The following is a 25964-nucleotide window of genomic DNA, read 5'->3' on the forward strand; positions in this document are numbered from 1 at the left end:
GAAGCCGGGCAGCACCTAGCTTTCTGTCTTGGCGGTGAGCAGGTAGTCGTCGGCGTCGGCACTCCACCGTAGGTCGACAGCTCTGGTGGTCGCCGCCGCCTTGCAGAACTGGAGAAAGCTGCGGTAGCCGAGCTTCTTCTCGCTGAAGTCGGGCCGTACCTTGCGCAGCTGATTCTTGAGGCCGGACAGCGGCACCGAGCCGTCGCGGCCGGCCAGGTCGAGGATCACCGAGCGCAGCAGCTTGAACGCCTCCTCCCGGTCGCCCTGCTCGGGGAGCGTCACTTCAAGGTCGCCCCTGGCGGGGCCTTCGGTCAGCTCGACCACGTTCTGGGCGGCGAGGTGGCGCAAGAGTTCTCCGAAGGCGCGGAACCCATAGTCGGCTTCGTTGAATGTCGGGTCCTTCCTGAGCAGGGTCCGCTTGAGTGTCGAGGCGGTCACCGCACCGCTGGAACTGCCCTGAAGACCGGCCACGGTCTGGGCGACGAGGGCGGCGAGTGCGTCGGCATCGCGGCCGGATCCGTCCGCGGCCGCCTGGAGTTGGGATTCCTGCGCCGGCAACTGTGGTTCTGCCTGCGGGGCGCGGGCCGGACGGCCTCGCCGGGTAGGCGCCGGCGGGACCTCGACACCCTCCAGACGGTCGTAGTAGAGGAACTCGTCACACGCCGGCGGTAGCAGTGCCGAGGTCGTCTTCTCCACTCCGAAGCCGATGACGCGCTTGTTGAGCTCGCGAAGCTTTTGCACCAGCGGAGTGAAGTCGCTGTCGCCGGTACCGAAGACGAACGTCGAGATATAGTCCCGCTCGAAGGCCAGCTCCAGGGCGTCTACGGCCATCTTGATGTCGGCCGCGTTCTTACGCGAAGCGCCCATGCGCTGCGGTATGTCGATGAGTTCGACGTGCGACCGGGTGAGCATCCGGCGGTCCTCATCGAAGTACGACCAGTCGGCGTACGCCCGACGCACTACCACCCGCCCCCGCTCGGCGAGCGCATCCGCGATGGGCCGCAAGTCGAACGTCATGCCACCAAGGTAGTCGCGCGCACCAATCGCCAGATTCTCATAGTCAAGGAACAGGGCGATACGCTCTTCTTGATCCACGCACGCCAGCGTACGCCCGGTCGCCCCCGCCCGTGAGCGGTCTGGCACCCGCACGTCCAGGGGCGCACCAACGAACCGGCGGAAACGCAGGCACCACACCGCGTATCGGTCGCCTGTAGCCATTGTCCGGCCAAGGCCACGTGAGACGAGCCGGGCGCCGGGTTCTCCGCAGCCGATCGGTGACATTCATCGCTGGCCGTGCGCAAAGGCATCGTCTCATCGGACGACCGTCCATACGCGGCGAAGGGCTAACGCGCGACTTGCGGCGAAGTAGTGCGCCGGCCGTCGGACTGCGACATCAGAACGGTACCGGACCGCGACCGACCAGCGACATCAACACTTGCGTCGCGAGTACGGGCCGGATGCTCGTGACGGCGACCGCGCCGATCTCCTCATCGGGCAACTCCAGTTGTAGCCCGTCGCTCGCGTTGCGGACATCCCTGCTGACCTCGTTCGGACGGAACGTGCCACTCCAGCCGTTGAGGTCCCCGCGTTGGTTGGTCCCGAGCGAAGCCATGCCGACTACGCGTGCGCCGTCGGCGAGGATCAGCGTTGCAGGACCTGAGTAGGTTGTCATAGTCATGGACCGTAGCGCGGTTCTGGTCGTGTCTTGGCTCCACGTGGGCGTTACCTGGACGTCGGGGTGCCCCGCCCGTCGCCGGCCCGCTCCCCGAAGGGTGGGTCGACGGTACACAGCGAGGATGTAGGGGCGGGGCGACGCCGCGGGTAGCAGGCGCGGGCTTCCTGCGGTGACGCTGGCGAGGGTTGATGGCCTTCGGATCAGTCCAGGTCGGCGCCCCCGGCGGCGTGGTCGGCAAGGCGCTCACCGCCACCGGAGCGTGCCGCTGGGTGGTGCTGCCGTCGCGGAGCTGCCCGTAGACGTTGAAGCCCCAGCAGTACACCGCACCCGCCGACGACACCGCACACCTGTGGTAAGTCCCGGCGCTGACCTGGGTGATCGTCACCCCGGCCGGCGGGTCGCTGAGCCATAAGCGGGGGCACATCCGGGGCACACGGCACCGTGAAACATCGGCAACAGGCGACCATTGGCCGCGATTGTGCCGACGGGGCCGGCGCGGCGAGCGACCAGCCTGGCTTGCTCACGGAACGACTCAGGTGGGTCGTACCATGATCAGATTCGCGTGGAGAGGGTGGGCATGATGGGTAAGCGCGTTTGGGGAGCACCGTTGGTGCTGTTGTCCGCGACGTGTTTCGGCTTCCTGCCGACCTTCACGGCGTACGCGTACCAGCATCGGATCACCGTGTTCACGCTGCTGTTCCTGCGGTTCTCGATCGCGGCGCTGCTCTTCTTCGGCTACCTGGCCGTGCGCGGTCAGCTTCGCCTGCCGCGTGGACGGGACCTGGCGCTGCTGGCGGTGCTCGGCGGGGTGCTCTACGAGCTTCAGTCGATCACCTTCTTCTCCTCGGTGCGCTACATCCCGCCGCCGCTGGCGGTGCTGCTGCTCTACCTGTTCCCGGCCATCGTGATGCTCTTGTCGGTGGTCATGGACAGGGAGCGGCTGTCCGGCCGCCGGCTCACGGCGATGCTGGTGGCGTTCGCCGGGATAGCCCTCATCTTTGGTCTGCCGGGCGGCTCGGTGAACCTCCTCGGTGTCGTCCTCGCCGTCGGGTCCGCGATCTTCTACTCGCTCTACATCGTGTTCGGTAACCGCGTCTCCCCGTCGGTGTCGCCGATGGCCATCGGCGGGTACGTGTGCGTGTTCGGGGCAATCTCGTCAGGGCTGGTCGGCGGCGCGACGGGTGAGTTGCGGTTCGACTTCGCGCCCGCCGGTTGGTGGCCGGTCTTGGGCCTGGCGGTGGTCTCGACGGTCGTCGCGATCGGCTCGTTCTTCGCCGGGATGAGCCTGATCGGACCGTCGTCGGCCGCCGTTCTCAGCATGTTCGAGCCCGTCGTCAGCATCATCGCCGCCTGGCTGTTGCTGGGTTCGCAGCTGACTGGGCCGCAACTATTCGGCGGCGCGGTGGTCCTGGTGGGTGCCGTGCTGGCGGTGACCGCGGTTCGCCCGGGCCCGGATGGCACACCGGCCGAGGCTGCGGCCGGCGAACTGGAGTCCAAGCCTGTCGCGTAAGAACGCCGCTACCGCCTTGCGGGCCAGTGCTCCGCCTTTCAGCGCGGGGGTGAAGGCCCGTGCGGGAGGGTCGCCGGGCCCGAGGGTGCCTTAGGCCGGGTGGTTGTGCTGCTCGATGTACTGGCCGACGGCACTTCGCGGGGTGCCGCCGAGGGAACCGGTGAAGTACGGGCCGACCACAGCTTGTTGGCCCGGTAGTAGTGCCGCCGCAGGTCGGGGAATTCCTGGCGCATCCGCCGGGAGGACACGCCCTTGAGGCTGTTGATCAGCTTGGCGATGGCGACCTTGGGCGGGACGTTCGAGAGCTGGTGGATGTGGTTGCTCTCGCCGTTGAACTCGACCAGGTCGGTCTCGAAGTCCCGGCAGACGTCGCGCATGATCTCCTTCATCCGGGCGTGGTGGCGGTCGGCGAACACCTGGTGTCGGAACTTCGTCACGAAGACCAAGTGAGCGTGCAGGGCAAACCCGCAGTGTCTAGTGCGAATACCGTTGAGATCAGCCATAGGCCAATGGCACAGTGCGGCCATGCAGCTGCGTTACAACTACCGGGTGTACCCGACGCCGCTCAGCGCGAGGCGCTGGCGCGGGCGTTCGGGTGCGCGCGGGTGGTGTTCAACGACGGGCTGCGCGCACGCCAGAACGCGCGGGAGCAGGGCCTGCCGTACCTGTCGGATGGGCAGCTGTCCAAGCAGGTCATCACCCAGGCCAAGGCCACCCCGGAGCGGGAGTGGCTGGGCGAGGTGTCGGCGGTGGTGCTCCAGCAGGCCCTGGCGGATCTGAACGTGGCCTACCGCAACTTCTTCGCCTCGATCACCGGCAAGCGCAAGGGCCGCAAGGTCGCGCCGCCGCGGTTGCGGTCGCGCAAGGACAACCGGCAGGCGATTCGGTTCACGGCCAACGCCCGGTTCAAGGTGGGCGACAACGGCCGGCTCAGGTTGCCGAAAATCGGCGGCCTGGACGTGCGCTGGTCGCGCAGCCTGCCGTCCGAACCCAGCTCGGTCACCATCGTGAAGGACGCGGCGGGCCGGTACTTCGCCTCGTTCGTGGTGCAGACCACGCAGGACGAGCCGCTGCCCGAGGCGGACGCGGAGGTCGGCATCGACCTGGGGCTGACGCACTTCGCGGTGTTGTCGGACGGTACGAAGGTGGCGGCGCCGAAGTTCCTGCGCCGGGCCGCCCGCAAGCTCAAACGGTTGCAACAGGACCTTTCCCGCAAGACCAAGGGCAGCAACCGCCGCAAGAAGGCCGTCGTCAAGGTGGCGAAGGCCCACGCCCGGGTGGCCGACACCCGGCGGGACTGGCAGCACCAGCTGTCCACGGCGATCATCCGCGACAACCAAGCGGTGTACGTCGAGGACCTGTGCGTGGCCGGTCTCGGCCGGACCCGGCTGGCCAAATCCGTGCACGACGCCGGCTGGGCGTCGTTTGACGGGATGTTGGAGTACAAGGCCGCCCGGTACGGGCGGACCTTCGCCAAGATCGACCGGTTCTTCCCGTCCACCCGGATGTGCTCGCAGTATGGGCGTGTCAACGACAAGATGGCGCTCACCGTCCGAGCGTGGGACTGCCCCTGCGGAGCAGCCCACGACCGGGACGTCAACGCCGCCATGAACGTGCTCGCCGCCGGACGGGCGGAGAGCCTAAACGACCGTGGAGCGCACGTAAGACCGGCACTCGTGCCGGCGGCGCGCAGGGAAGCGGTAATCCACCCGCGCGCCGCGCGCGTTCCACGCGCAGCGCGGAGGGAATCCCCGTCCTTTAGGCCGGCCAGCACGAACGCGACGGCCGCCAGGATCGTGGCGGTGTCGCCGCCGCTGCCCGTCGCCGGCTGCGCCGGCGTGGGCTCTGCGCCGGCGATGTCGGCGCCGGTTTTGGTCGATCGAGAACGTACTACGTGCGAGTCGTTTGACGACGCAGGCGGCGCCGAGGGGCCCGCGTGCTGTCCAGGAGCGCCCGGAGAGCCGGTTCCGGGCACGGGAGTGCCGCTGTTGACCGAGCTGTCGGCGTTGCCGGTGGGGCCCTTCCTGACCGGCCCCTCCTGGTTGCCGGGGGTCGGAATTGCGGGATGGCCCGCAGTGGGCTGCGCAGTTGGCTGCTGCTGGTCGATGACCGGAACGCCTGGCGCGGTCGGTAGGGCCGGTAGATCCGGCACGGCTGGTACGGCCGGTACGACCGGCACCGCTGGTACGGCCGGTAGGGCCGGTAGGGCCGGCAGGGCTGGAACGTCCGGTGCGGCCGGAACGGTTGGCAGCGCTAGCGCCCCGGGGCACGGTCCGGAGACCGGGAGACATGTCTCGGCGCTTGCCGCCGGCGCGCCCAGGACGACCGTCCCGGGTATTGCCACCGCTGCGGCGGTCAGCGTGGTCGCCGCGCTCCGGCGCACGAGTCGGACCCAATCGATCGCGGCTTGGACCTCCCTGCGTCTCATTCAGTGCTGGCCTCAGTCGCGGACCCGTCAAAAGACGCGCTCACTCAGCGCTCTAGATCCAGTACGGACTGTGTGTGATCAGGCCATGCTTGAGATTGACAGTTGCGGTACGGGTGCTCGTCGGTTGCCAACCGGTTGCCGGTTGCCATTCGGTTGCGGGTACCTCTCGGTTTGGTTGACGGGCCGGGTTCATTCGTCCGGTTAGATGGCGTATTGCCCGAGGCAATGAACAAACAGGGGGGGGAGGGACCGCACTGGCCGGGGCTGCGACGGGCGGGGCTGGCTGGGAGCTACCCACCTACCGCTATGACGGCGATCACAGCCGTAAGTTGGGGGACATCCGTCGAGATCCTGAGGTGAGTGTGTCGGAGCTTGAGGCGGTGCTGTTCGACATGGACGGCACCCTTGTCGACAGTGAGAAAGTGTGGGATGTCGGCCTGCGGGAGTTGGCGCGCAGGTTCGGGGGAGAGCTGTCGCAGGCGGCCCGTACCCGGATGGTCGGCACCAGCATGGCCGAGTCGATGGAGATCCTCCACGCCGATATCTCCCAGCCGTGGCTAAACCCGGAGGAGAGCGTCACCTGGTTAGAGAACCGGGTGTACGAGCTGTTCGCCGCGGGGTTGATCTGGCGACCGGGCGCGCGGGAGCTACTCGACGCGGTGCGGGCAGCCGGGTTACCGGCGGCGTTGGTGACGGCGACCCGTCGGCGCCTGGTGGACGTGGCTCTCGGCACGATCGGTGCGCATAACTTCGACGTCGTGGTGTGCGGCGACGAGGTCGGCAACAGCAAGCCGCACCCTGAGCCGTACCTGACGGCGGCGTCCAAGCTCGGTGCGGACCCGCGGCGGTGCGCGGCGATCGAGGATTCGCCGACGGGCGTGGCGAGCGCCCTGGCCGCCGGATGCCTGGTCGTGGCGGTTCCCTGTGAGGTTGCCCTGGTCCCGACGGATGGCGTCGTCCAGATCGACAGCCTCACGATGATGGATGTCGCGACGCTGCGCCGGCATCTGGCGGGCCGCGCCGCGGCCTGACGGTCGGGTACCGACCACGTCGCGGCCGGGTCAGCCCACCGCCGCCAGGGTGTCGAGATTCTTCAACATGTCCAGTACGGCGTCGGGGCTCGGCGTGCCCAGCTCGGTGACGAGTTGCCCGTCGGCCAGGAAGATCACCCGGTCGGCGTACGCGGCGGCGCTTGCGTCGTGGGTGACCATGACGATGGTCTGGCCGAAGTCGCGCGCCGAGTTGCGCAGGAAGCTCAGGACCGCGGCGCCGGAGCGGGAGTCGAGGTTTCCGGTCGGCTCGTCGGCGAAGATGACCTCGGGTCGCGAGATGAGGGCCCGGGCGCAGGCGACGCGCTGCTGCTGCCCCCCCGACAGCTGGGTGGGGCGGTGCTGGAGGCGGTCGCGCAGCCCGACCGTGTCGACGACGGCGTTGAACCACTGACGATCGGGCTTGCGCCCGGCGATGGCCAGCGGCAGCAGGATGTTCTCCTCGGCCGTCAGCGTGGGCAGCAGGTTGAACTGCTGGAAGATGAAGCCGACCTGGCCGCGCCGCAGCCGGGTCAGGCCGCGGTCGGGCAGCCCGCTGATTCGGGTGTCGCCGACGTACACCTCGCCCCGCGTCACGGTGTCCAGTCCGGCGAGGCAGTGCATCAGCGTCGACTTGCCCGATCCGGACGGCCCCATGATCGCAGTGAACTCCCCGCGGGTCAGGTCGACGTTCACCCCCCGGAGCGCCGCCACCTGGGCCTCGCCGCTGCCGTACACCTTCCACACGTCCACCGCGCGCGCCGCCGGCAGAATGGTGCGCGCCACGTCCGTCCTGCGTGTACCCGTGGTGAGTGTCACCGCTCCTCCATCTGTCCCGTCGATCCCCGTCGTCCCGCAAGCCCATGATCGGGGCGGTGACGTGCGGTTACGTCCACCCGGCGGGGGAGCCTGCCACCGGTTTTCCCATCAGGGGAACCCGGCTCCGCCCCTCCGGGAAAATCCCCGATGTCGGGTGGGCGCGGACCGTCTCCGGCGCGGTAAACCGGGCGTTCATAAGGACTTATGTCCGTCAGGGAGCCCCCGACGTGTGCGGTGGAGCGCCCCTGTACGTGAGGAGGGCGCCCCTCGTACGGTCTAACCCGTGAGAGAGGCGCCCTCCTGCGAGATGGTCGCGCCGTTACTCGTACGCGATCGCGTTCAGCACGTTGAGGCGGGCCGCCCGGATCGCCGGGATGATGGCGGCGACCACGCCGACCACGGCCCCGCCGATGACGTACGTGGCCATCAGGCCCCACGGCAGCGACAGTTCGGTGATGCCCTTGTCCTTGAGCGCCCGGACGACCGCCGCGCCGAGCCCGGCCCCGACGGTGATACCGAGCAGCGCCCCGAACAGCGAGATGACGACCGACTCCACGGTGATCATCCACATTGTACGACCACGGCGCAGGCCGATGGCCCGGAGCATGCCGAGTTCGCGGGTACGCTCGAGGACGGACAGCACCAGGGTGTTGATGATGCCGAGGATCGCGATGAGCATGGCCACGAAGAGCAGTACCTGGACCATGAACAGCGCGAAGGTGAAGATCTTCAGCTGGTTGCCGATCCATTCACTGCGGGTCGACACGTTGACCTCTGGGCTGTCCTTGAGGACCATGTCGATGTCGCGCTTGGCGCTCGTCGCGTCGGCCCCCGGCCGCAGCTTGACGAACGCCTGTGTGGCGGTCGCGGTCCGGAACCCGGTGGTCGCGTCCTGCCAGGACATGATCATGCCGCCGCCGCCCCCGCTGTTGGCGAAGACGCCGGTGATCCGGAACTGGCGCGGCTCACCGCGGGACAGTTGGGCGGCGACCGTGTCGCCGGCCTTCCACTTCCGGTCCTTCGCCGTGCTCTCGTCGATGAGCAGCTCTCCGGCGCCCAGCCGGTCGACCCGGCCGTTCGTCGCCTTGAGCCTGAGGACCCGGCTCGCGGCGGCCTGGTCGTCGAAGGCGCCCACGAAGCGCTGCTTGCCGTCGACCAGGACGGCGTCGTACGCCTCGGCGGCCACCGCGTCCACCGCGGGCATGGCGCGGACCTGCCGCAGTGCCGCCGGGTCGATCGACGGCGGGATCGCTGACGTCTGCTGACCGGCGATGATCAGGTCGGCCTGGATCTGCTTGTCGAGAACCTTCCCGATGCTCTCGTCGACCGACGAGAAGATCGTGCTGATACCGGTGACCAACGCGATGCTGATCATCATCGCGGCGGCGGTGATCGCCGTGCGGCGCGGGTTACGGCCGGAGTTGAGCCGGCCCAGCTTGCCCGGCACCGACCAGGAGAACAGCCTGCCGAGCAGCGACACCACCGGCTGGCCCAGCAACGGGGTCAGCAGGGCGACCGCGATGAAGTCGACGAACACGCCACCGACGACCCACCAGATCGTGTTGCCGCCGGCCTTGCCGGACAGGCCGTACACGAGCGAACCGCTCCCGGCCAGCAGGAGGACCGCACCCGCCACGGTGAGCCGCGTCAACGGCCGGTCGGCGGTGTTCGCCTGGCGCATCGCGGCGACCGGCGGCACGCGGGACGCCTGGAACGCCGGCAACAGAGCGGCGAGGATCGTCACCCCCACCCCGACGACGAACGACACGATCCACGCCGCCGGTGGAACCCCGAGGCTGGCGACCTCCAGGTCGCCGCTGAGCTTCGCCACCAGGAACCCGCCCAGCCAACCGATCCCGACCCCCAGGGCGAGACCGACCAGCCAGGACACCACGCCGATGACGGTCGCCTCGACCATCACGGATCCGATCATCTGACCCCGGCTGGCGCCCATCGCGCGCAGCAGCGCCAGTTCCCGGGTGCGCTGCGCCACGATGATCGAGAAGGTGTTGAGGATCAGGAACACGCCGACCAGCAACGCCACCCCGGCGAAGCCGAGGAGGATGTACGTGATGAACGACAGCACCTGCTTGAGATTGTCGGCCTGCTTCTTGGCCAGATCCTCACCGGTGTCGACCTGGTAGGCCGCACCCAGTTGGGTGCGCAGCGCGTCGCGTACCTTCGTCAGGTCCCGCTCGTCGGTGACTTTGACGTCGATGACGTTGTAGACGCCCGTCGCCCCGAGCATGAGCTGCTGGGCCACCGGTTCGGTGAACGCGACGGTCTGCTCGCCACCGACGGAGTCCCGGCCTCCGGTGTACCCGAAGATGCCCACCACCGTGAACGTCTTCTTCGCCTCGAGCGTGAGCACCCCGACCTGCTCGCCGACCGTGAGGTCGCCGGTCTTGGCCAGGCCGGCGTTGATGGCCACCTCGCCGCTCGTCCGCGGACCACGACCTTCGCGCAGCGACATCAGCTCGTCCTCGCCGGCCCAGTTGACGCCGAAGCGGGGAGAGGGGCTGGCGCCCCCCACGACCTTGCCGTTGTGCCCGACCACCCGGGCGCCTTCGGCCAAGACCAATCCCGTGGCCTTCGCCACGCCGGGCACCGCCGCCACCTTGCCGACCACAGTGGACTCTATGTTCGCCGGTACGGCCCCCTGACCGTCGCCGTCCACGTCGACCTTGGGCTTGGCCTGGACCTGGATGTCGGTGTTGTCGTACGCATTGGTGAACAGCGAGTCGAAGGTGCGGCCGAGCGTGTCGGACAGCACGAACGCCCCCGATACGAACATCACCGCAAGCACGACCGCCAGGCCGCTCAGTAACAGTCGCAGTTTGCGCGACAGCAGGCTCTTGAGTGTGGCGCGCAGCATCACACGGCCCCGTCGACGGCGCCGTCAGCGAGCTGGGCCGCCGTGACGTCGAGGCGCTTGAGCCGGTCGAGTACGGCCTCGGCGCTCGGGTCGCGCAGTTCGTCGACGACCCGGCCGTCGGCGAGGAAGATCACCCGGTCGGCGTACGAGGCGGCGTTGGGGTCGTGGGTGACCATGACGATGGTCTGGCCGAAGTCGCGTACCGAGTTGCGCAGGAAGCTCAGGACCTCGGCGCCGGAGCGGGAGTCGAGGTTTCCGGTCGGCTCGTCGGCGAAGATCACCTCGGGCCGGGCCACCAGCGCCCGGGCGCAGGCGACCCGCTGCTGCTGGCCGCCGGACAACTGGGTCGGCCGGTGCTTGAGGCGGTCCCGGAGCCCGACCGTGTCGATCACCGTGTCGAACCAATCCCGGTCGGGCTTGCGCCCGGCGATGGCCAGCGGCAGCAGGATGTTCTCCTCGGCCGTCAGCGTGGGCAGCAGGTTGAACTGCTGGAAGATGAAGCCGACCTTGTCGCGGCGCAGGTCGGTCAGCGCCCGGTCGCTCAGCCCGGTGACCCGGGCGTCCCCGACGTACACCTCGCCCCGGGTCACCGTGTCCAGCCCGGCGAGGCAGTGCATCAGCGTCGACTTGCCCGATCCGGATGGCCCCATGATCGCGGTGAACTGACCGCGCTGGAGCTCCACACTCACTCCGTGCAACGCGATGACCTGGGCCTCACCGCTGCCGTATACCTTCCACACGTCCACCGCACGAGCGGCGATATCCACCGCCGTTGGGAGTGTCGCGGTCACGTCTAGTCCTTTCGAAGGTTCCCCGTCAGTTGCATCAACGACGGTAAAGGGCGTATGCGAATGGAGCTTCGTTCCTTCGGATAACCGCCACATGTGTTTCCGGTGAAGAACATCTCCATCCGGAGGCGGCAGGGCCGTGGGCACACGCGGGGCGGACAGGACCGCTCTCGTATGCGAGGACGACCGCCGGTACGCGGTCGCGCGGTCTCAGCTTTGTCAGGACGTGGCCTACATGCGTCTTAACCGTGGTCGCGCCGACGTGCAACTCATGGGAGATCGCAGCGTCAGTCCTCGCCGGCGGGCGCGGGTACGCCCGGCGCCAACGCGATCGCCGGGTACGGCGGCGGGCTGCCACCGAATTCGGGGCAGTGGGCCTGGTGGGCGCACCAGCCGCAGAGCCTGCTCGGCTTGGGGCGGAAGTCACCGGTCTGGGTCGCCCGTTCGATCGCCTGCCACAACGCCAGCAGGGTGCGCTCGAAACGCAGCAGCTCGTCGAGGTCGGGGGTGTAGTCGCAGACCTCCGCGTCACGCAGATAAAGCAGGCGCAGCACCCGCGGCACGACGCCGTGGATGCGCCACAGCACCAGCGCGTAGAACTTGAGCTGGAACAGGGCCCGCGCCTCGAACGCCTCCCGCGGCGCCCCGCCGGTCTTGTAGTCGACCACTCGCATGTCGCCGGCGGGTGAGATGTCGAGCCGGTCGACATAGCCACGGATGAGGAGCTCGTCGCCGATCGTCGCCTCGATCAGGGTCTCGCGTTCGGCGGGCTCGAGGCGCCGCGGATCCTCCATGGTGAAATAGCCGGCCAGCAGGTCGGTGGCAGAGGCGAGGAACTCCGCCGCCGTCGCGCCCTTCGGTGGCGCGCCTGCCGGCGCCTCGCCCGCCGGCGGCATCGCCGGGGCTGCCGCATCCGGCGAGAACAGCCCGGCCAGCTCCGCGTTCGCGGCCCGCAGCCGCTCCCACTCGGGAGCGACGAGCTCCGCGGCGCGCTCCGGGGTGCGGTCGGCGGCAGGCAGGTCGAACAGCCGCTCCAGAACGGCGTGCACCAGGGTGCCGCGGGCCTGGTCAGCCGTTGGCTGCTCGGGAAGCCGATCGATGGTGCGGAAACGGAATAGCAGCGGGCAGGTCTTGAAGTCGGCCGCGCGGGACGGGGACAGCGACGGCCGCCGCGGCCGCTCCGCCGCCTGGCCCCTTGCCGGATCCGCGCTCGTCGAGGCCGGGCTCGTCGGCTCCGCGCTCGTCGGCTCCGCGCCCGTCGGCGCCGGGCTCGTCGGCTCCGCGCCCGTCGGTTGGGATGGGTCCCGCACCATTTCGACCGTCATGGGGGACAGGTTAGGGCAGCCCTACGACGAAACCGTCGATCAGGCGCGGACCCGCGCGCCCCGCCGCACCGGGCGACCCTCCCGGCGACCATCCGGTGGCGACGGGTGAGGATGTTGGGGGAAGTCCTCCGCGGTGTCCACGCCGCGGATCTGATCATCGCCAAGGAGACCGCACGGTGACCGTTCCGCACCCCACCACCTCGACCACGCCCGGCGACACGAGCGCCGCCGGTGACGGCGCCAGCGGTCTGCCGCCGGTACGGCGGGGACCGTTCCAGCCGGGGGACCGGGTGCAGCTCACCGACCCGAAGGGGCGAATGCACACCGTCGTGCTCGAACCGGGCAAGACTTTCCACACCCATCGGGGCGGACTGGAGCACAACGATCTGATCGGGCGGCCGGACGGCAGCGTGGTGACCTCCACCGGCGGCACCGCGTACCTGGCGCTGCGCCCGCTGCTGGCCGACTACGTCCTGTCGATGCCGCGCGGCGCCCAGGTCATCTACCCGAAGGACGCGGCTCAGATCGTCGCCATGGGCGACGTGTTCCCCGGAGCCAGGGTGCTCGAAGCGGGCGCCGGCTCCGGCGCCCTCACCTGTTCGCTGCTTCGCGCAGTGGGCACGACCGGACAAGTCACGTCGTACGAGGTCCGTCAGGAGTTCGCCGACATCGCCCGCCGCAACGTCGAGGCGTTCTTCGGTACCGTGCCACCCAACTGGACGCTTCGCGTTGGCGACGTGGCGGGCTGTGACGAGACGGGGTTCGACCGGATAATCCTTGACATGCTGACCCCGTGGGAGGTGCTCGACGTGGTCGAGCGCGCCCTCGTACCCGGCGGGGTGTTCATCGGCTACGTGGCGACCACGCCGCAGCTGTCCGAGTTGGTGGAGGCACTGCGCGAGCGGGGCGGTTTCACCGAGCCGCGGGCGTGGGAGAGCCTGGTGCGCGATTGGCACGTCGAGGGGCTGGCGGTCCGCCCCGATCATCGTATGATCGCTCACACCGCGTTCCTGGTCACCAGCCGGCGCCTGGCTCCCGGCGTGGTCGCTCCGCCCAGACGGCGCAAGCCGAGCAAGGGCGCCGAGGCGTACGCGCTGCGCCGCAGCGCAGCGGCGAACGGCGCCGACACCGCCGGTGCTGGGGGCGACGCGCGTGACCAGGATGACCTGGAGGTGACATGAGCCGCCCCAGCTTCGGCAGCGAGATTCCGGCAGTCTTCCCCGACTGGTCGCCCTACCAGGACCTGGACTCGGCGGCGCGGGCATACCTGCGCGATCCGGAGATCGCCTTGGAGTCGCTGTCGGGCGTGCTGCGGGGCGCGAGCGTGCTGGGCTTCACCCTGGAGCGGTTCGTCAACGAGGTCAACGGTGTGTGGCAGGAGGTCGTCGTCTGCGACGGCACCCGCCTGGTGCTCTGGCATGGGGAGGACGTGCCGCCGGGCGACGGCCCGCCGGGCTCGCTGACCTCGTCGCTCCGGGTCGTCGCGCTGTCGGCGGTCACGGAGGTCGGTTGCCGGCGGCGTCTGACCCGTACGCCGACCGGCGTCGTCCGCGTGGACAGCATCGACGTCTACCTGCTGCTCTCGTCACTGGACGAGGCTGGCGGCGGCGCGACGGCCGAAGATTCGACGTCGACGTCGACGTTGCGCCACGACGCGCTGAGGTTCGGCAAGACGCTCGACGACGGCGGCGCCGGGCAGATCGCCCGGCTGGAGGAGTTCGCCCGCCTGGTCGCGTCGCTCGTCGGCCGTCCGATGCTCTGAGCACCGCGAAGGCGCTACGGAGGGTCCGATCCCGGTGACCGGCCGCTGGTTTGAGCCGGCCGGCCAGTAGGGGTCAGTCCTCGGCGTCCGGGCCGGCCACCGGGGCGCCGTCGCTGGCGCGCTGCACGTGGATGCACTCGCCCGGGCACTCCTTGGCCGCGTCGATGACTTCGAGGCGCAGGTGGGCCGGCACGCCAACCTTGCTGCCCTCGGCGAGTTGCAGTTCGCCCGACTCGTCCTTGACGTAGGCCAGGCCGTCGACGTCGAACTCGAACACGTCCGGTGCGTACTGCACGCACAGCCCGTCGCCGGTGCAGAGCGACTGGTCAACCCAGACCTGCAATTCATCGGTGTCGACGACCATGCTTTACCTCCCGGGCACTCTACGGTAGCGACGTTACCGGACGAAGGATCGACGGCGCACAGCGCCGCAGCCGGATCGGTAACAGATCACGTGATGGCGTTTGGTACGGGGCTGTTTGGGCGATCAGCAGTTAGTGTTAGAGCACGACGTTCAAAGCCCCGGGGAGGTGGGACGTGGCACGCAGCGACGACGCGGAGACGCGCGCCGCACGGTGGGAGAAAGATGCCCGCGATCTCTCCAACCAGGTCGCGTTCCTGCAGGAAGAGATTGCCCTGCTGCGGCGCAAGCTGACCGAGAGCCCGCGACACGTCCGCCAGCTCGAAGAACGGCTGGCGGCGGCTCAGGCTCAGATTGCCCGGATCACGGAGAACAACGAGCGCCTGGTCGCCACGCTCAAGGAAGCGCGCGCGCAGATCATCACGCTCAAGGAGGAGGTCGACCGCCTGGCGCAGCCGCCGAGCGGCTACGGCATCTTCCTCGACAAGCATGACGACGGCACCGTAGACGTGTTCACCGGCGGGCGGAAGCTGCGGGTGGCTGTGTCTCCGGCCCTCGACGTGGAGGACCTCCGGCGCGGCCAGGAGGTCCTGCTCAATGACGCCCTCAACATCGTGGACGCGTTCGGCTTCGAACGTACCGGCGAGGTCGTCATGCTCAAGGAGGTGCTCGACGGCGGCGACCGCGCCCTGGTGATCTCGCACGCCGACGAGGAGCGCATCGTGTTCCTCGCCGAGACGCTGCTCGACACGCCGCTGCGCGCGGGCGACTCGCTGATGATCGAGCCCCGCTCGGCGTACGCGTACGAGCGGATCCCCAAGAGCGAGGTCGAAGAGCTCGTGCTGGAGGAGGTCCCCGACGTCGACTACCACGACATCGGTGGTCTTTCCCGCCAGATCGAGCAGATTCGCGACGCGGTGGAGTTGCCGTTCCTGCACGCCGACCTGTTCCGCGAGCACCAGTTGCGGCCGCCGAAGGGTGTCCTGCTCTACGGCCCGCCCGGCTGCGGTAAGACCCTCATCGCCAAGGCGGTGGCCAACTCGTTGGCCAAGCAGATCGCCGAGAAGCGCGGCGAGGAGAAGCGCGCCAGCTACTTCCTCAACATCAAGGGTCCGGAGCTGCTCAACAAGTACGTCGGCGAGACCGAGCGGCACATCCGGCTGATCTTCCAGCGGGCGCGCGAGAAGGCCGGTGAAGGCACACCGGTCATCGTGTTCTTCGACGAGATGGACTCCGTGTTCCGCACCCGCGGCTCGGGCGTCTCCTCCGACGTGGAGAACACGATCGTTCCACAGCTCCTCAGCGAGATCGACGGTGTCGAGGGGCTGGAGAACGTCATCGTCATCGGCGCCTCCAACCGGGAAGACATGATCGACCCGGCCATCCTGCGACCCGGCCGTCTCGATGTGAAGATCAAGATCGAGCGTCCGGACGCCGAGGCGGCCAAGGACATCTTCAGCAAGTACATCCTCTCCGGGCTGCCGCTGCACTCCGACGACCTGGCCGAGCACGGTAGGTCAACCGAGGCGACGGTGGCGGCGATGATCGACGCCGTGGTGATGAGGATGTACGCCGAGACCGAGGAGAACCGTTTCCTCGAGGTCACCTACGCCAACGGTGACAAGGAGGTCCTGTACTTCAAGGACTTCAACTCGGGTGCCATGATCCAGAACATCGTCGACCGCGGCAAGAAGATGGCCATCAAGGACTTCCTGTCCAACGGCCAGAAGGGGCTGCGCCTGCAGCACCTACTAGACGCTTGCGTGGACGAGTTCCGGGAGAACGAGGACCTGCCCAATACGACCAACCCCGACGACTGGGCGCGCATCTCCGGCAAGAAGGGCGAGCGGATCGTGTACATCCGGACGCTCGTCTCCGGTGGCAAGGGTGCCGAGTCGGGTCGATCGATAGAGACCGCCACCAACACCGGTCAGTACCTGTAGGCGTCCGGCGGGCAGCAGGTGCGGCGCGTTAACGCGCCGCACCTGCTGCGTCACCGCAGTGGACGAGGATTTTCGTCGCCGGTTCGATGCCGTGCTTCCGGGTGTCCGGTACCTCGGTCAATGCGACTACGGCACCTCGACGGTCCCGGCGGACGTGAAGATCCACTTCCGGGAGACGAGATAGTTGGCCACGGCCAGCAAAGCGGCGGTGACCACTTTGGCGACCAGGTAGGGGAGCCCTGCCCAGGTCAGCGTCGAGACCAGTGCGACGGTAGCCACGAGATTCGCCAGGACCAGGGCGAGATAACGCCACAGTTGGGTGCCGATCGTGTTCGTGCCGGCCGCGCCACCCTCGAACGCCCATACCCGGTTGAGGCCGAAGTTGACCACGAACGCCACGGCGAAGGCGAGCACCGTCGCCAGTGGGAGCCAGATCCTGGCAACGCCGTGGAAGACGAACAGCGCGCCGGTGTCGGTGACCATGCTGAGGCCGCCGACAACCAGGAATCGCACCGCGCTGTGCCGAGTCAGGGCAGTGATTGACCGGGGGATTTCTGACTTCAAGAGATGACTCCCAAGTACTGGACGCGACTCGATCGGTCACGGCGCGGTGGCGCATGATCGGTCACGGCTTTGTAGGTTATCGTCTGTTCGTCCCACAGGGCGGCGCGGCCGCTACGAGTCATCGGGAGTACTCCAGTGATTGATGCCGGTTCCCCGGCGCCGACAGCGTTCGTCCATCCCACGGCGGAAGTCGAGGACGGTGCCGAAGTCGGAGCCGGCACGAAGATCTGGCACGTGGCACACATCCGGTCCGGAGCGCGGATCGGTGCCGGCTGCAACATCGGCCGCAATGTCTACGTCGATGCGGGCGTCAGCATCGGCGATCTGGTCAAGGTACAGAACAATGTCTCGGTCTACGTTGGCGTGACTCTCGAGGACGAGGTGTTCGTCGGTCCGAGCGCCGTGTTCACCAACGACTTGCGGCCGCGGGCACAGAATCCGGACTGGGTCGTCACTCCAACGGTGGTACGCCGCGGTGCTTCCATCGGCGCGAACGCAACGATCGTTTGCGGAACCGAGATAGGGCAGTACGCTCTCGTCGCGGCCGGTTCGGTGGTGACCCGCGATGTCCAACCACACCAGGTTGTGGCGGGCAATCCCGCCCGCCATCTCGGCTGGGTCAACCGACGCGGCGACATCGTGTCGCGCGAGGCCGAGAAGCCTGCCGCTGACATCCTCGAAGAACACTGAGACGGAACGAGAACAATGAGTTTCATCCCCATCACCTCAGTTGTCATCGGCCCGGATGAAGAGGCCGCCGTTCTGGAGGTGCTCCGTTCGGGCAAGCTCGCACAGGGTCCCGTCGTCGCCGAGTTGGAACGCGCCTTCGCCGAGCTGTGTGGGGTGTCTCACGCGGTCGCCGTCAACAACGGCACGGTGGCGCTCGTCGCCGCGTTGGAGGCCGTCGGTCTCGGTCCCGGCGACGAGGTGATCACCACTCCCTTCAGCTTCGCCGCGACCCTCAACGCGATTCTCGAGTCTGGAGCGACCGTCCGCTTCGCCGACGTGCGCGACGACTTCACGATCGACCCGGCCGCGGTGCAGGCGCTGGTCAACGAGCGCACCAAGGCGATCCTGCCGGTGCACCTCTATGGACTACCCGCTGATATGACCGCCTTGACCGCCATCGCCGAGAGCGCCGGTCTCGCCATCATCGAGGACGCCGCGCAGGCCCACGGGGCGCGGGTCGGCGACCGGGCCGTCGGCTCGTTCGGCACCGGCTGCTTCTCGCTCTACGCCACGAAGAACCTGCAGTGCGGCGAGGGCGGCCTCATCACCACCTCGGACGACGCCATCGCCGACCGGCTGCGGCTGCTGCGCAACCAGGGCATGCGCGTGCGCTACCAGTACGAGATGCCGGGGCACAACTGGCGGCTGACGGACCTGCAGGCCGCGATCGCCGTGCCGCAGGTCGGGCGGTTGGCTGAGACCACCCAGCGACGGGCCGCGAACGCCGCCCGCCTCAACGAAGGGCTCGCCGGTGTGCCCGGGCTGACCACGCCCAGCGTGCCTGAGGGCCGCAGCCACGTGTGGCACCAGTACACGGTGCGCGTCGGTGCCGACGCCCCGATCACCCGAGACGATCTCGGCAAGCACCTGGACGAGGCGCAGATCGGGTACGGGCTGTACTACCCGAGGCTCATGCATCACTACGACTGCTATGTCGATCACCCCCAGATCGCGGACGACGCCACGCCGCTGGCTCAGCAGATAGCCGGCGAGGTCGTCTCGCTCCCCGTGCACCAGCACCTGGCCGACAGTGACGTGGACCGGATCGTGGCCGCCGTGCGAGGGGGCTTCCGTGCCTAATCTCGCTATCATCGGCGCCGGCATCATGGGCGCCAACCACGGCCGCGTCGCCCGCCTCGTGCCGGATTTCACCGTCACCACGGTCTGCGACCCCTCGGCCGAGCGGGCCGCCGCCCTGGCGGCATCGATCGGCGCGGACTACACGTCCGATTTCGACGAGGCCATCGCCTCGGCCGACGCGGTCGTGCTCGCCACTCCCAGCGAGACCCATGGTGAGCTGGGGCTGCGGGTCCTGCAGAGCGGCCGTGACCTGCTCATCGAGAAGCCGATCGCGACGTCGGTGGGCGACGCGCGGAAGCTGATCGATGCCGCCGCGGCCCACGACCGGGTGCTCATGGTCGGTCATGTCGAGCGGTTCAACCCGGCGGTGGTCGAGCTTCGGCAGTTGGTCGACGACCCGCTGTCGGTCGCGATCACCCGGGTCGGCCCGTACCCGAACCGGGCGCTGGCCGATGTGGTGCTCGACCTGATGATCCACGATGTGGATCTCGCGCGTGCCATCGCCGGCGCGGAGGTCGTGGAACACCATGCGATGGCACGCGTGGTGCGGTCCGGGGAGCACGATCACGCCATGGCGCTGCTGCTCTTCGACAACGGCGTGGTCGCGAACATCACCGCCAGCCGGGTCAGCCAGAACAAGATCCGCCGGATCACGTTGACCCAGCGGGAGAACTCGGTCGTGGCCGACCTGCTGCGCCAGCACGTCGAGGTGCACCGGATCGAACACTCTGAGTACCTCTCCGAGGGTGGGGTGCGTTACCGCCAGAGCGGTCTCGTCGAGATCCCGTTCCTGTCCCAGCACGGTGAGCCCCTCATGCACGAACTGCGCAACTTCGCCGACTGTGTCGTCAATCGGCGCCGGCCGGAGGTGACCGGAGAGGACGGGCTGGCGGCTCTCGAGGTCTGCCTGGCTATCCGCGACTCCGCGACGATGGGCTAAGGATGTACAAGGGCAGGAAGATCGCAGCCGTTGTGCCCGCGTACAACGAAAGCAAGCTGATCGGCAAGACGATCACGACGATGCCGGACTTCGTCGACATGATCATCGTGATCAACGACTGTTCCACGGACGACACCTCGGCGCGTGCGCGGGCGGTGGGCGACCCTCGGGTGACCGTCATCGACCACGAGAAGAACACCGGCGTCGGTGGATCGATCATGGATGGCCACCAGCGAGCGCTCGAACTCGGCGCCGATGTCAACGTGGTCATGGCGGGGGACGCGCAGATGGACCCCGCCTATCTGCCGGCCCTGCTCGACCCGATCTGCGAAGACGGGTACGAGTTCACGAAGGCCAACCGGTTCTTTTCCCGTACCTCGTTCGCCGACATGCCGAAGATCCGCATGGTGGGCAGTGTGTTGCTCTCCTTCGGTACCAAGCTCGCGAGCGGCTACTGGAACCTCTTCGATCCGCAGAACGGCTACACCGCCATCGCGCGCTCGGCGCTGCAACGGCTCAACCTGGGCGCGGTGGCGCGCGGGTACGAGTTCGAGAACGACCTCCTCATCTGGCTCAACATCGCCAACGCACGCGCCAAGGATGTCCCTGTCCCGGCCCTGTACGGCGAAGAGGTCTCGACGATGCGCATCCACCGCGTCGCCCCGGCCATCGCGAGCCTGCTCTTCCGTGGGTTCTGGCGGCGGATGCTGCTCAAGCACGTCTTCCCGTCGCTCTCGGCGGTGGCGCTGCTCTTCTTCACGGGGCTGTTCCTCGTGTTCGTCGGCGTCGGGTGGGGCATCTGGGTGGTGGTGGAGACCCTCGGTCCGCCGGTGGCCACCACCGGCAGCGTGCTGCTGGCCGTCGCTCCGCTGCTTACCGGCGTCCATATGTTGATCTCCGCACTGACGCTGGACATCCAGTCCACACCAGACTGACGGGCGCGTGGGAGCGGATCCGGAGCGCGGTCCGGCACCATCCATCGCGGCGACCCACGGCAGTACTACGACAGGCGATACGAGGCGGCGATGAGCGACACAGTTTCGGCAGCTACCGAACGGCGGGGGGCGCTGCGGCTCTGGGCGCTCGCCTTCGCGGGTTTCTTCCTCCTCATCGCCGCTTGGTCGGTGGCCACCCCCTACGACGGCGCGCCGGACGAACAGGAGCACGTCATCCGTGCCGCGGGCGTGGCCGCCGGGCAGTTCGCGCCGAAACCGGAGGTGGCCAAGAAGGGTTCGGGAGCGTTCCAGACCGTTCCCCGGGGCCTCGTGCGGGATCAGTGCTGGCAGTTCAACGTTCAGGCCAACGCCGGCTGCGCGCCGTCTCCGGGCGGCGACTCCACCCCGGTCCGCGTGGGCACCGCTGCCGGGCGCTACCACCCCGCCTACTACGCGGCAGTGGGTTGGCCGCTTGTGCTCCGGCCCGGCATGTCCGGAGTGCTGGGGGCCCGCCTGATCAGTGGCGCGTTCTGCGCCGCCCTGCTGGCCGGCGCCTTCGTCGTGATCATGCGCCGCTCGCGTCGCCGGTTGATGATGGCCGCGCTCCTGGCCGTCACGACCCCGATGACGGTGCACCTGGCCAGTTCGGTCAACCCCAGCGGACTGGAGCTCGCGGCGGCCATCGCCTTCTTCGCCGCGTTCATCCCGCTCATGTTGGGGGAGCGCACCGGGTCGTGGCGTGGGTTGATCTTTCTGGCCGGGATCAGCGGGCTGCTGCTCTCGATGCTCCGGCAGACCGGCCCGCTCCTGCTCGCCACGGCGTTCGTCGCGTTCGCGTTCCCGCTCCGGCGCGGCAACCTCCCCGCCCTGATTCGGCAGCGGGCGGCTGTCTGGTGGGCGGCCGGGATCGCCGTCTCCACGGCAGTCGCGGCGGCCTGGATCGTCGTGATGAAGGCGTCCGACCTCGGCAACTACAAGTTCCCGATGCAGCTGTCGCCCTTCCAGGCGAGCTGGCTCGTGGCGGAGCGCTGGGGCAACTTCCTGGAGCAGATGGTCGGTGTCGCCTCGTACCTCGACGCCCGACTGCCGACGCCGTTCTACACGACCTGGCAAGCCGCTGTCTTCGGGCTCCTGTTCCTCGGCGTGGTCTTCGGTCGCCTGCTGGACCGCTGGCGGCTGCTGGTGCTGCTGGTCGGCGGGGCGCTCGTGCCCACGGCGATGCAGGTCCGCTACTTCAACGAGACCGGCTACGTCATGCAGGGGCGCTACATGATGCCCATTCTCGCCGGGGCGGTGCTCTTCGCGGCGTACGTGGCCGAGGATCGGGGGCTGGACCTGGCCCGGTGCCGGGCCGCGACCCGCCTGTTCGTCGTGCTGTTCTCACTCCACCTCGTCTTCCTCTCGTACACGATGGTCCGCTGGCAGCACGGTCTGCGCGACTTCACCCCGTTCCGGCGGTTCAACCCGTTGGCCGGGGAGTGGCATCCCGTGCTCGGGTCGCTGCTTCCGCTCGTCATGGCGGCCGCGGGCATCGCGGTGATCGGATGGCTCGGCTGGCGCGCGCAGCGCGGCCTTCCGGGTGGGCCCGCAGCAGAGGCGGATCAGGCATCCGAGACCGGCGCGCGGCCCATCGCTCCCGCCGCGGGTGCGTTCGGCCCGGCGAGCTGATGGAGTCGCTGTCACCGGGGAAGCCCCGGAAAACCGGAACTTCCAGGGCGGAGAACGGAATGTCGCTGCTTCGGCTCTGGCTGCTCGCGTTCGTCGGCTTCGGCCTGACCATCGGCGCCTGGTCGCTGGCCCTTCCGTAAAGCGGTACCGCCGACGAGATGTCGCACGCGTTGCGCGCCTGCCAGGTGGCCAGCGGCGACATCATGCCCGAGTTGGCGCCCCGCGGCGCCTACCAGTCGGTGCCGAAGAACCTCCGCAGTGAACACTGCCCCTTGGAGCCCCGCGCGTGCCAGGCAGATCTCCATGGCCCGCAGACCCCGATCAGGTTCGCCAATTCGGCCGGTCGGTACAACCCCTTCTACTACGCGATGGTCGGCGCTCCGCTGAAGATTTGGCCGACGATGAAGGGCGTCGTCCTGGCCCGTCTGATCAGCGCCGCCAGGGCGGCCGCGCTGCTCGCAGCCGCCCTGGTGAGCGTCGTAAGTTACTCCCGGTACCGGTTTATGCTCGGCGCGTTGCTGTTCGGCGCTACGCCGATAGCGATCAACATGGCTGGCGCGATCAACCCCAGCGGCCTCGAGATCGCGGCGGGTATCGCCTTCTTCGCCTCAGCCATCCCGTTGCTGGTCGGCAGCGCACGCGAGCACCCGCCGACCTGGCTGGTCTGCGTCACTGTCGTCAGCGCCGTCATCCTGGTCATGGTTCGCAGTGGCGGCCCGATCTGGCTTGCGCTCGGCGGCCTCGCCCTGCTGCTGCCGTTGACCCCGCGGACCGTCAGACAGGTACTGCGGCCGGTGGCGGTGCGTTGGGGCGTCCTCGTGCTGGTGGTGGCCGGCATCGCGTCGGCGCTGTGGATCTTGATCATGAAACCCGGGGAAATCGTCGGGGTTTCGCCGTTCGCGCTGCTCAATCGCGGCCAGCTCTTCATCGGCGAGCTCATGACCTGGCCCAGCCTCACTCAGCAGCTGGTCGGCATCACGGGCTGGCTCGACACCGCGATGTGGCCACCGGCCTACCAGTTCTGGCAGTATCCGGCGGCCGCGCTGTTGCTGGTCGCTCTGCTGGTCGGGTCCGGTCTGGACCGCGTGCGGCTGCTCGTCGTCGTCGGAGGCACCATCGCGGCCGCGGCCATTCTGGACATGAGCGCCGTCAACAAGGTCGGCTTCTGGTTCGCCCAGGGTCGCTACCTGCTGCCGACGTTGAGTGGTGCACTCCTGCTCGCTGCCTGGATCATCGAACGGCGCGGCGCCATCACCGCGGCATATGCCCGCTTGAGCAGCAGGCTCGCCGTTGTCGTCACGCTGCCCATCCAGCTGCACGCGCTCCAGGTCACCATGGCCCGCTACCAGCAGGGCATCCCGCGATCGTCCCCGCCGCCCAACCTCAGCTCCTACAACCCGCTCGTTGGGAGCTGGCACCCGCAGGTCGGCTCGCTGTTGCCGTTGTTGTGTTCGGTGTCCGGCCTCGTCCTCCTGGGCGTGCTGTGTTGGCGGCTCGCCGCCGGCTCGGCTCGGCCGAGCGTGACTGATCATGCCGAAGGTGTGCCCGGAGAGGGTTCGGACAGCTCCGGGCGGGAAAACCTGTCCGGGCAGCCGAAACTGTCAGCCTTCGGCACTGCCCCCGCTCAGTGAGGTCCGGCTGGCGCGCTGGCCGGCACATGGACAGAAGTGCGTACCCGGACTAAGCCATCGCGCCGCCGGTACGTCTAGGGTTGGGGCATGAGCGTGCGTCGTGTGATGGGCACAGAGGTCGAATACGGCGTGTCGGTGCCGGGGCAGTCCGGCGCGAACCCGATGGTGACCTCCTCGCAGGTGGTGAACGCCTACGGTGCGCGGCCCGAGTTGACCAGAGGTGGCCGCGCCCGCTGGGACTACGAGGAGGAGTCGCCGCTGCGCGACGCTCGCGGCTTCAGCTACTCCGGTGCCCTCTACGACCCCGCTGAAGCGCTCGCGGACGAGGACCTCGGCCTCGCGAACGTGATACTGACCAACGGTGCCCGCCTCTACGTCGACCACGCCCACCCGGAGTACTCCACCCCCGAGGTGACCAACCCCCGTGACGTGGTGCTGTGGGACAAGGCGGGGGAGCGGGTGATGGCCGAGGCGTCCCGCCGGGCGGCCACCATCCCCGGCAGTCACGTGATCCACCTCTACAAGAACAACACTGACAACAAGGGCGCTAGCTACGGCGCGCACGAGAACTACCTGATGCGCCGGTCGACGCCGTTCGCCGACATCGTGGTGCACCTGACGCCCTTCTTCGTCACCCGCCAGATCGTCTGCGGGGCCGGGCGGGTCGGCATCGGGCAGGACGGCAACACCCCGGGCTTCCAGATCTCGCAGCGCGCCGACTTCTTCGAGGTCGAGGTCGGTCTGGAGACCACGCTCAAGCGGCCCATCATCAACACCCGCGACGAGCCGCACGCCGACGCCGACAAGTACCGACGGCTGCACGTCATCATCGGCGACGCCAACCTCTCCGAGATTTCCACGTACCTGAAGGTCGGCACGACCTCCCTGGTCCTGGCGATGATCGAAGACAAGGCGCTGCCCGGCGATCTCGGCATCGCCGACCCCGTCAGCGAGCTCAAGGCCGTCAGCCACGACCCGTCGCTCAAGCACCTCATCCGCATGCGGGACGGGCGTCGGCTGACCGCCCTGGACATTCAGTGGGCGTTCTATGAACGCGCCCGGGCCTACGCCGAGGCCCGCCGAGGCGAGGACGAGGCCGAAGAGGTCACCTTCGACGTACTGGATCGCTGGGAGAGCATCCTCGACCGCCTCGGTCGCGACCCCGCGCTGTGCGCCGACGAGCTGGACTGGGTGGCCAAACTGCGCCTGCTGGAGGGCTACCGCGACCGCGAGTCCCTCGGATGGGCATCGCACAAGCTGCAACTGGTCGACCTGCAGTACTCCGACGTGCGACTGGAGAAGGGCCTCTACCACCGCCTGGTCGCGCGTGGCTCGATGAAGACGCTGTTCGGCGAGGAAGACGTGCGTCGGGCGATGGTCGAACCGCCCGACGACACTCGTGCCTACTTCCGGGGCAGGTGCCTGGCGCAGTACGCCTCGGAGGTGGTTGCGGCGAGTTGGGACTCGGTCATCTTCGACGTGGGCAGGGAGTCGCTGGTCCGGGTTCCGATGATGGAGCCGGAGCGGGGGACGAAAAAGCACGTGGGCACCTTGTTCGATCGTTGCGCCAGCGCGAAGGACCTGCTTGAGGCGATCACGTCCGGGTAACGTCGGAGGATCGCGGTACGTTGGCACGCACAAGGACGGCACGCATCGGCGATGCGCTGAAGGAGGCCCGATATGGCAACTCGTGAACCCGGGGGACGGGCGCAGTCCGGCCGCTCCCGCCGTGACGAAGAGATCGACGAGGCGCCGGCTGCCGAGGCCAGCGCCGAAGCGGCGGAGCGTCACGAGAAGTTGAGCGAGGACGTCGACGACCTGCTCGACGAGATCGACTCGGTTCTTGAGGAGAACGCAGAGGAGTTCGTTCGGGGTTACGTCCAAAAAGGCGGACAGTGACGCT

General features: G+C 68.4%; 23 protein-coding genes and 3 pseudogenes. 15 read left to right on the forward strand and 11 right to left on the reverse strand.

All coding sequences use genetic code 11. The features are described 5' to 3' along the window. Positions 1-15: 15 nt before the first annotated feature. From HC028_RS13825 to HC028_RS28705, 3 genes and pseudogenes are all read right to left on the reverse strand, one after another. Positions 16-1149: an NYN domain-containing protein gene (locus HC028_RS13825; RefSeq protein ID WP_338091279.1), complete on the reverse strand. Its 1134-nt coding sequence runs from the start codon at positions 1147-1149 to the stop codon at positions 16-18. Between the two features lie 244 nt (positions 1150-1393). Continuing rightward, positions 1394-1672: a hypothetical protein gene (locus HC028_RS13830; protein ID WP_168077223.1), complete on the reverse strand. Its 279-nt coding sequence runs from the start codon at positions 1670-1672 to the stop codon at positions 1394-1396. Between the two features lie 277 nt (positions 1673-1949). Next, a pseudogene (locus HC028_RS28705) lies at positions 1950-2099 on the reverse strand (hypothetical protein); the annotation flags it as partial. Between the two features lie 156 nt (positions 2100-2255). On the opposite strand from HC028_RS28705, the gene HC028_RS13840 reads away from it, so the two are divergent. Next, complete coding sequence (locus HC028_RS13840) at positions 2256-3185, forward strand: DMT family transporter (protein WP_168077225.1); 930 nt, start codon at positions 2256-2258, stop codon at positions 3183-3185. A gap of 90 nt (positions 3186-3275) precedes the next feature. On the opposite strand, the pseudogene tnpA reads toward HC028_RS13840, so the two are convergent. Beyond that, a pseudogene (gene tnpA, locus HC028_RS13845) lies at positions 3276-3688 on the reverse strand (IS200/IS605 family transposase). 6 nt (positions 3689-3694) lie between these two features. On the opposite strand from tnpA, the gene HC028_RS27570 reads away from it, so the two are divergent. Continuing rightward, a complete protein-coding gene (locus HC028_RS27570; RefSeq protein ID WP_240940074.1) occupies positions 3695-5818 on the forward strand; it encodes an RNA-guided endonuclease TnpB family protein in 2124 nt (707 codons plus the stop codon). Between the two features lie 175 nt (positions 5819-5993). Further along, positions 5994-6644: an HAD family hydrolase gene (locus HC028_RS13855; RefSeq protein ID WP_168077450.1), complete on the forward strand. Its 651-nt coding sequence runs from the start codon at positions 5994-5996 to the stop codon at positions 6642-6644. A gap of 30 nt (positions 6645-6674) precedes the next feature. Here the strand turns inward: HC028_RS13855 and HC028_RS13860 are convergent, their stop codons facing one another. The 5 genes and pseudogenes from HC028_RS13860 to HC028_RS13880 form a co-directional block, all read right to left on the reverse strand. Further along, a complete protein-coding gene (locus HC028_RS13860) occupies positions 6675-7427 on the reverse strand; it encodes an ATP-binding cassette domain-containing protein (protein ID WP_168077227.1) in 753 nt (250 codons plus the stop codon). Between the two features lie 352 nt (positions 7428-7779). Next, positions 7780-10335 carry an ABC transporter permease gene (locus HC028_RS13865; protein ID WP_168077229.1) on the reverse strand — a complete coding sequence of 852 codons (2556 nt, stop codon included), beginning with the start codon at positions 10333-10335 and terminating at the stop codon, positions 7780-7782. After that, a complete protein-coding gene (locus tag HC028_RS13870; protein WP_338091280.1) occupies positions 10335-11126 on the reverse strand; it encodes an ABC transporter ATP-binding protein in 792 nt (263 codons plus the stop codon). The genes HC028_RS13865 and HC028_RS13870 overlap by 1 nt, the downstream gene beginning before the upstream one ends. A gap of 148 nt (positions 11127-11274) precedes the next feature. Beyond that, positions 11275-11403, reverse strand: a pseudogene (locus tag HC028_RS27575) (LuxR C-terminal-related transcriptional regulator); the annotation flags it as partial. Between the two features lie 7 nt (positions 11404-11410). Beyond that, the gene (locus HC028_RS13880; RefSeq protein WP_239075553.1) at positions 11411-12448 is read right to left on the reverse strand and encodes a RecB family exonuclease; all 1038 of its coding nucleotides are present in this window, start codon (positions 12446-12448) and stop codon (positions 11411-11413) included. A 248-nt stretch (positions 12449-12696) separates the two neighbouring features. Here HC028_RS13880 and HC028_RS13885 point away from each other — a divergent pair, with 248 nt between their 5' ends. Both HC028_RS13885 and HC028_RS13890 read left to right on the forward strand, forming a co-directional pair. Further along, a complete protein-coding gene (locus HC028_RS13885) occupies positions 12697-13629 on the forward strand; it encodes a tRNA (adenine-N1)-methyltransferase (protein ID WP_168077454.1) in 933 nt (310 codons plus the stop codon). Next, positions 13626-14210: a hypothetical protein gene (locus tag HC028_RS13890; protein ID WP_168077233.1), complete on the forward strand. Its 585-nt coding sequence runs from the start codon at positions 13626-13628 to the stop codon at positions 14208-14210. Before HC028_RS13885 ends, HC028_RS13890 begins: the two co-directional genes overlap by 4 nt. 73 nt (positions 14211-14283) lie before the next feature. Here HC028_RS13890 and HC028_RS13895 read toward each other — a convergent pair whose 3' ends face one another. Continuing rightward, positions 14284-14574 carry a ferredoxin gene (locus HC028_RS13895; protein WP_168077235.1) on the reverse strand — a complete coding sequence of 97 codons (291 nt, stop codon included), beginning with the start codon at positions 14572-14574 and terminating at the stop codon, positions 14284-14286. Between the two features lie 173 nt (positions 14575-14747). On the opposite strand from HC028_RS13895, the gene arc reads away from it, so the two are divergent. Continuing rightward, positions 14748-16514, forward strand: coding sequence for a proteasome ATPase (gene arc, locus HC028_RS13900; protein ID WP_168077245.1), 1767 nt, complete (start codon positions 14748-14750; stop codon positions 16512-16514). Positions 16515-16640: 126 nt separating this feature from the next. Here the strand turns inward: arc and HC028_RS13905 are convergent, their stop codons facing one another. Next, positions 16641-17027 carry a GtrA family protein gene (locus HC028_RS13905; RefSeq protein WP_168077247.1) on the reverse strand — a complete coding sequence of 129 codons (387 nt, stop codon included), beginning with the start codon at positions 17025-17027 and terminating at the stop codon, positions 16641-16643. A gap of 189 nt (positions 17028-17216) precedes the next feature. Between HC028_RS13905 and HC028_RS13910 the strand changes: the two genes are divergently transcribed. From HC028_RS13910 to HC028_RS13950, 9 genes are all read left to right on the forward strand, one after another. Beyond that, complete coding sequence (locus tag HC028_RS13910; RefSeq protein ID WP_168077456.1) at positions 17217-17768, forward strand: acyltransferase; 552 nt, start codon at positions 17217-17219, stop codon at positions 17766-17768. 15 nt (positions 17769-17783) lie between these two features. Further along, on the forward strand, positions 17784-18887 hold the full coding sequence (locus tag HC028_RS13915; RefSeq protein WP_168077249.1) for a DegT/DnrJ/EryC1/StrS family aminotransferase: 1104 nt from the start codon (positions 17784-17786) through the stop codon (positions 18885-18887). After that, entirely contained in the window at positions 18880-19827 is a 948-nt protein-coding gene (locus HC028_RS28465; RefSeq protein WP_168077251.1) for a Gfo/Idh/MocA family protein, read from the forward strand. Before HC028_RS13915 ends, HC028_RS28465 begins: the two co-directional genes overlap by 8 nt. 2 nt (positions 19828-19829) lie before the next feature. Then, complete coding sequence (locus tag HC028_RS13925) at positions 19830-20762, forward strand: glycosyltransferase family 2 protein (protein WP_168077253.1); 933 nt, start codon at positions 19830-19832, stop codon at positions 20760-20762. A 90-nt stretch (positions 20763-20852) separates the two neighbouring features. Beyond that, entirely contained in the window at positions 20853-22430 is a 1578-nt protein-coding gene (locus HC028_RS13930; protein WP_168077255.1) for a DUF2142 domain-containing protein, read from the forward strand. Next, positions 22430-22570 carry a hypothetical protein gene (locus HC028_RS13935; RefSeq protein WP_168077257.1) on the forward strand — a complete coding sequence of 47 codons (141 nt, stop codon included), beginning with the start codon at positions 22430-22432 and terminating at the stop codon, positions 22568-22570. Before HC028_RS13930 ends, HC028_RS13935 begins: the two co-directional genes overlap by 1 nt. 18 nt (positions 22571-22588) lie before the next feature. After that, positions 22589-24061, forward strand: coding sequence for a DUF2142 domain-containing protein (locus tag HC028_RS13940; RefSeq protein ID WP_168077259.1), 1473 nt, complete (start codon positions 22589-22591; stop codon positions 24059-24061). 87 nt (positions 24062-24148) lie between these two features. Further along, positions 24149-25669, forward strand: coding sequence for a depupylase/deamidase Dop (gene dop / locus HC028_RS13945; protein ID WP_168077261.1), 1521 nt, complete (start codon positions 24149-24151; stop codon positions 25667-25669). Between the two features lie 72 nt (positions 25670-25741). Continuing rightward, a complete protein-coding gene (locus HC028_RS13950; protein ID WP_168077263.1) occupies positions 25742-25960 on the forward strand; it encodes a ubiquitin-like protein Pup in 219 nt (72 codons plus the stop codon). Positions 25961-25964 lie beyond the last annotated feature (4 nt).

The sequence above is a fragment of the Planosporangium flavigriseum genome, from assembly GCF_011947225.1.
GTDB classification, from domain to species: Bacteria; Actinomycetota; Actinomycetes; order Mycobacteriales; family Micromonosporaceae; genus Planosporangium; species Planosporangium flavigriseum.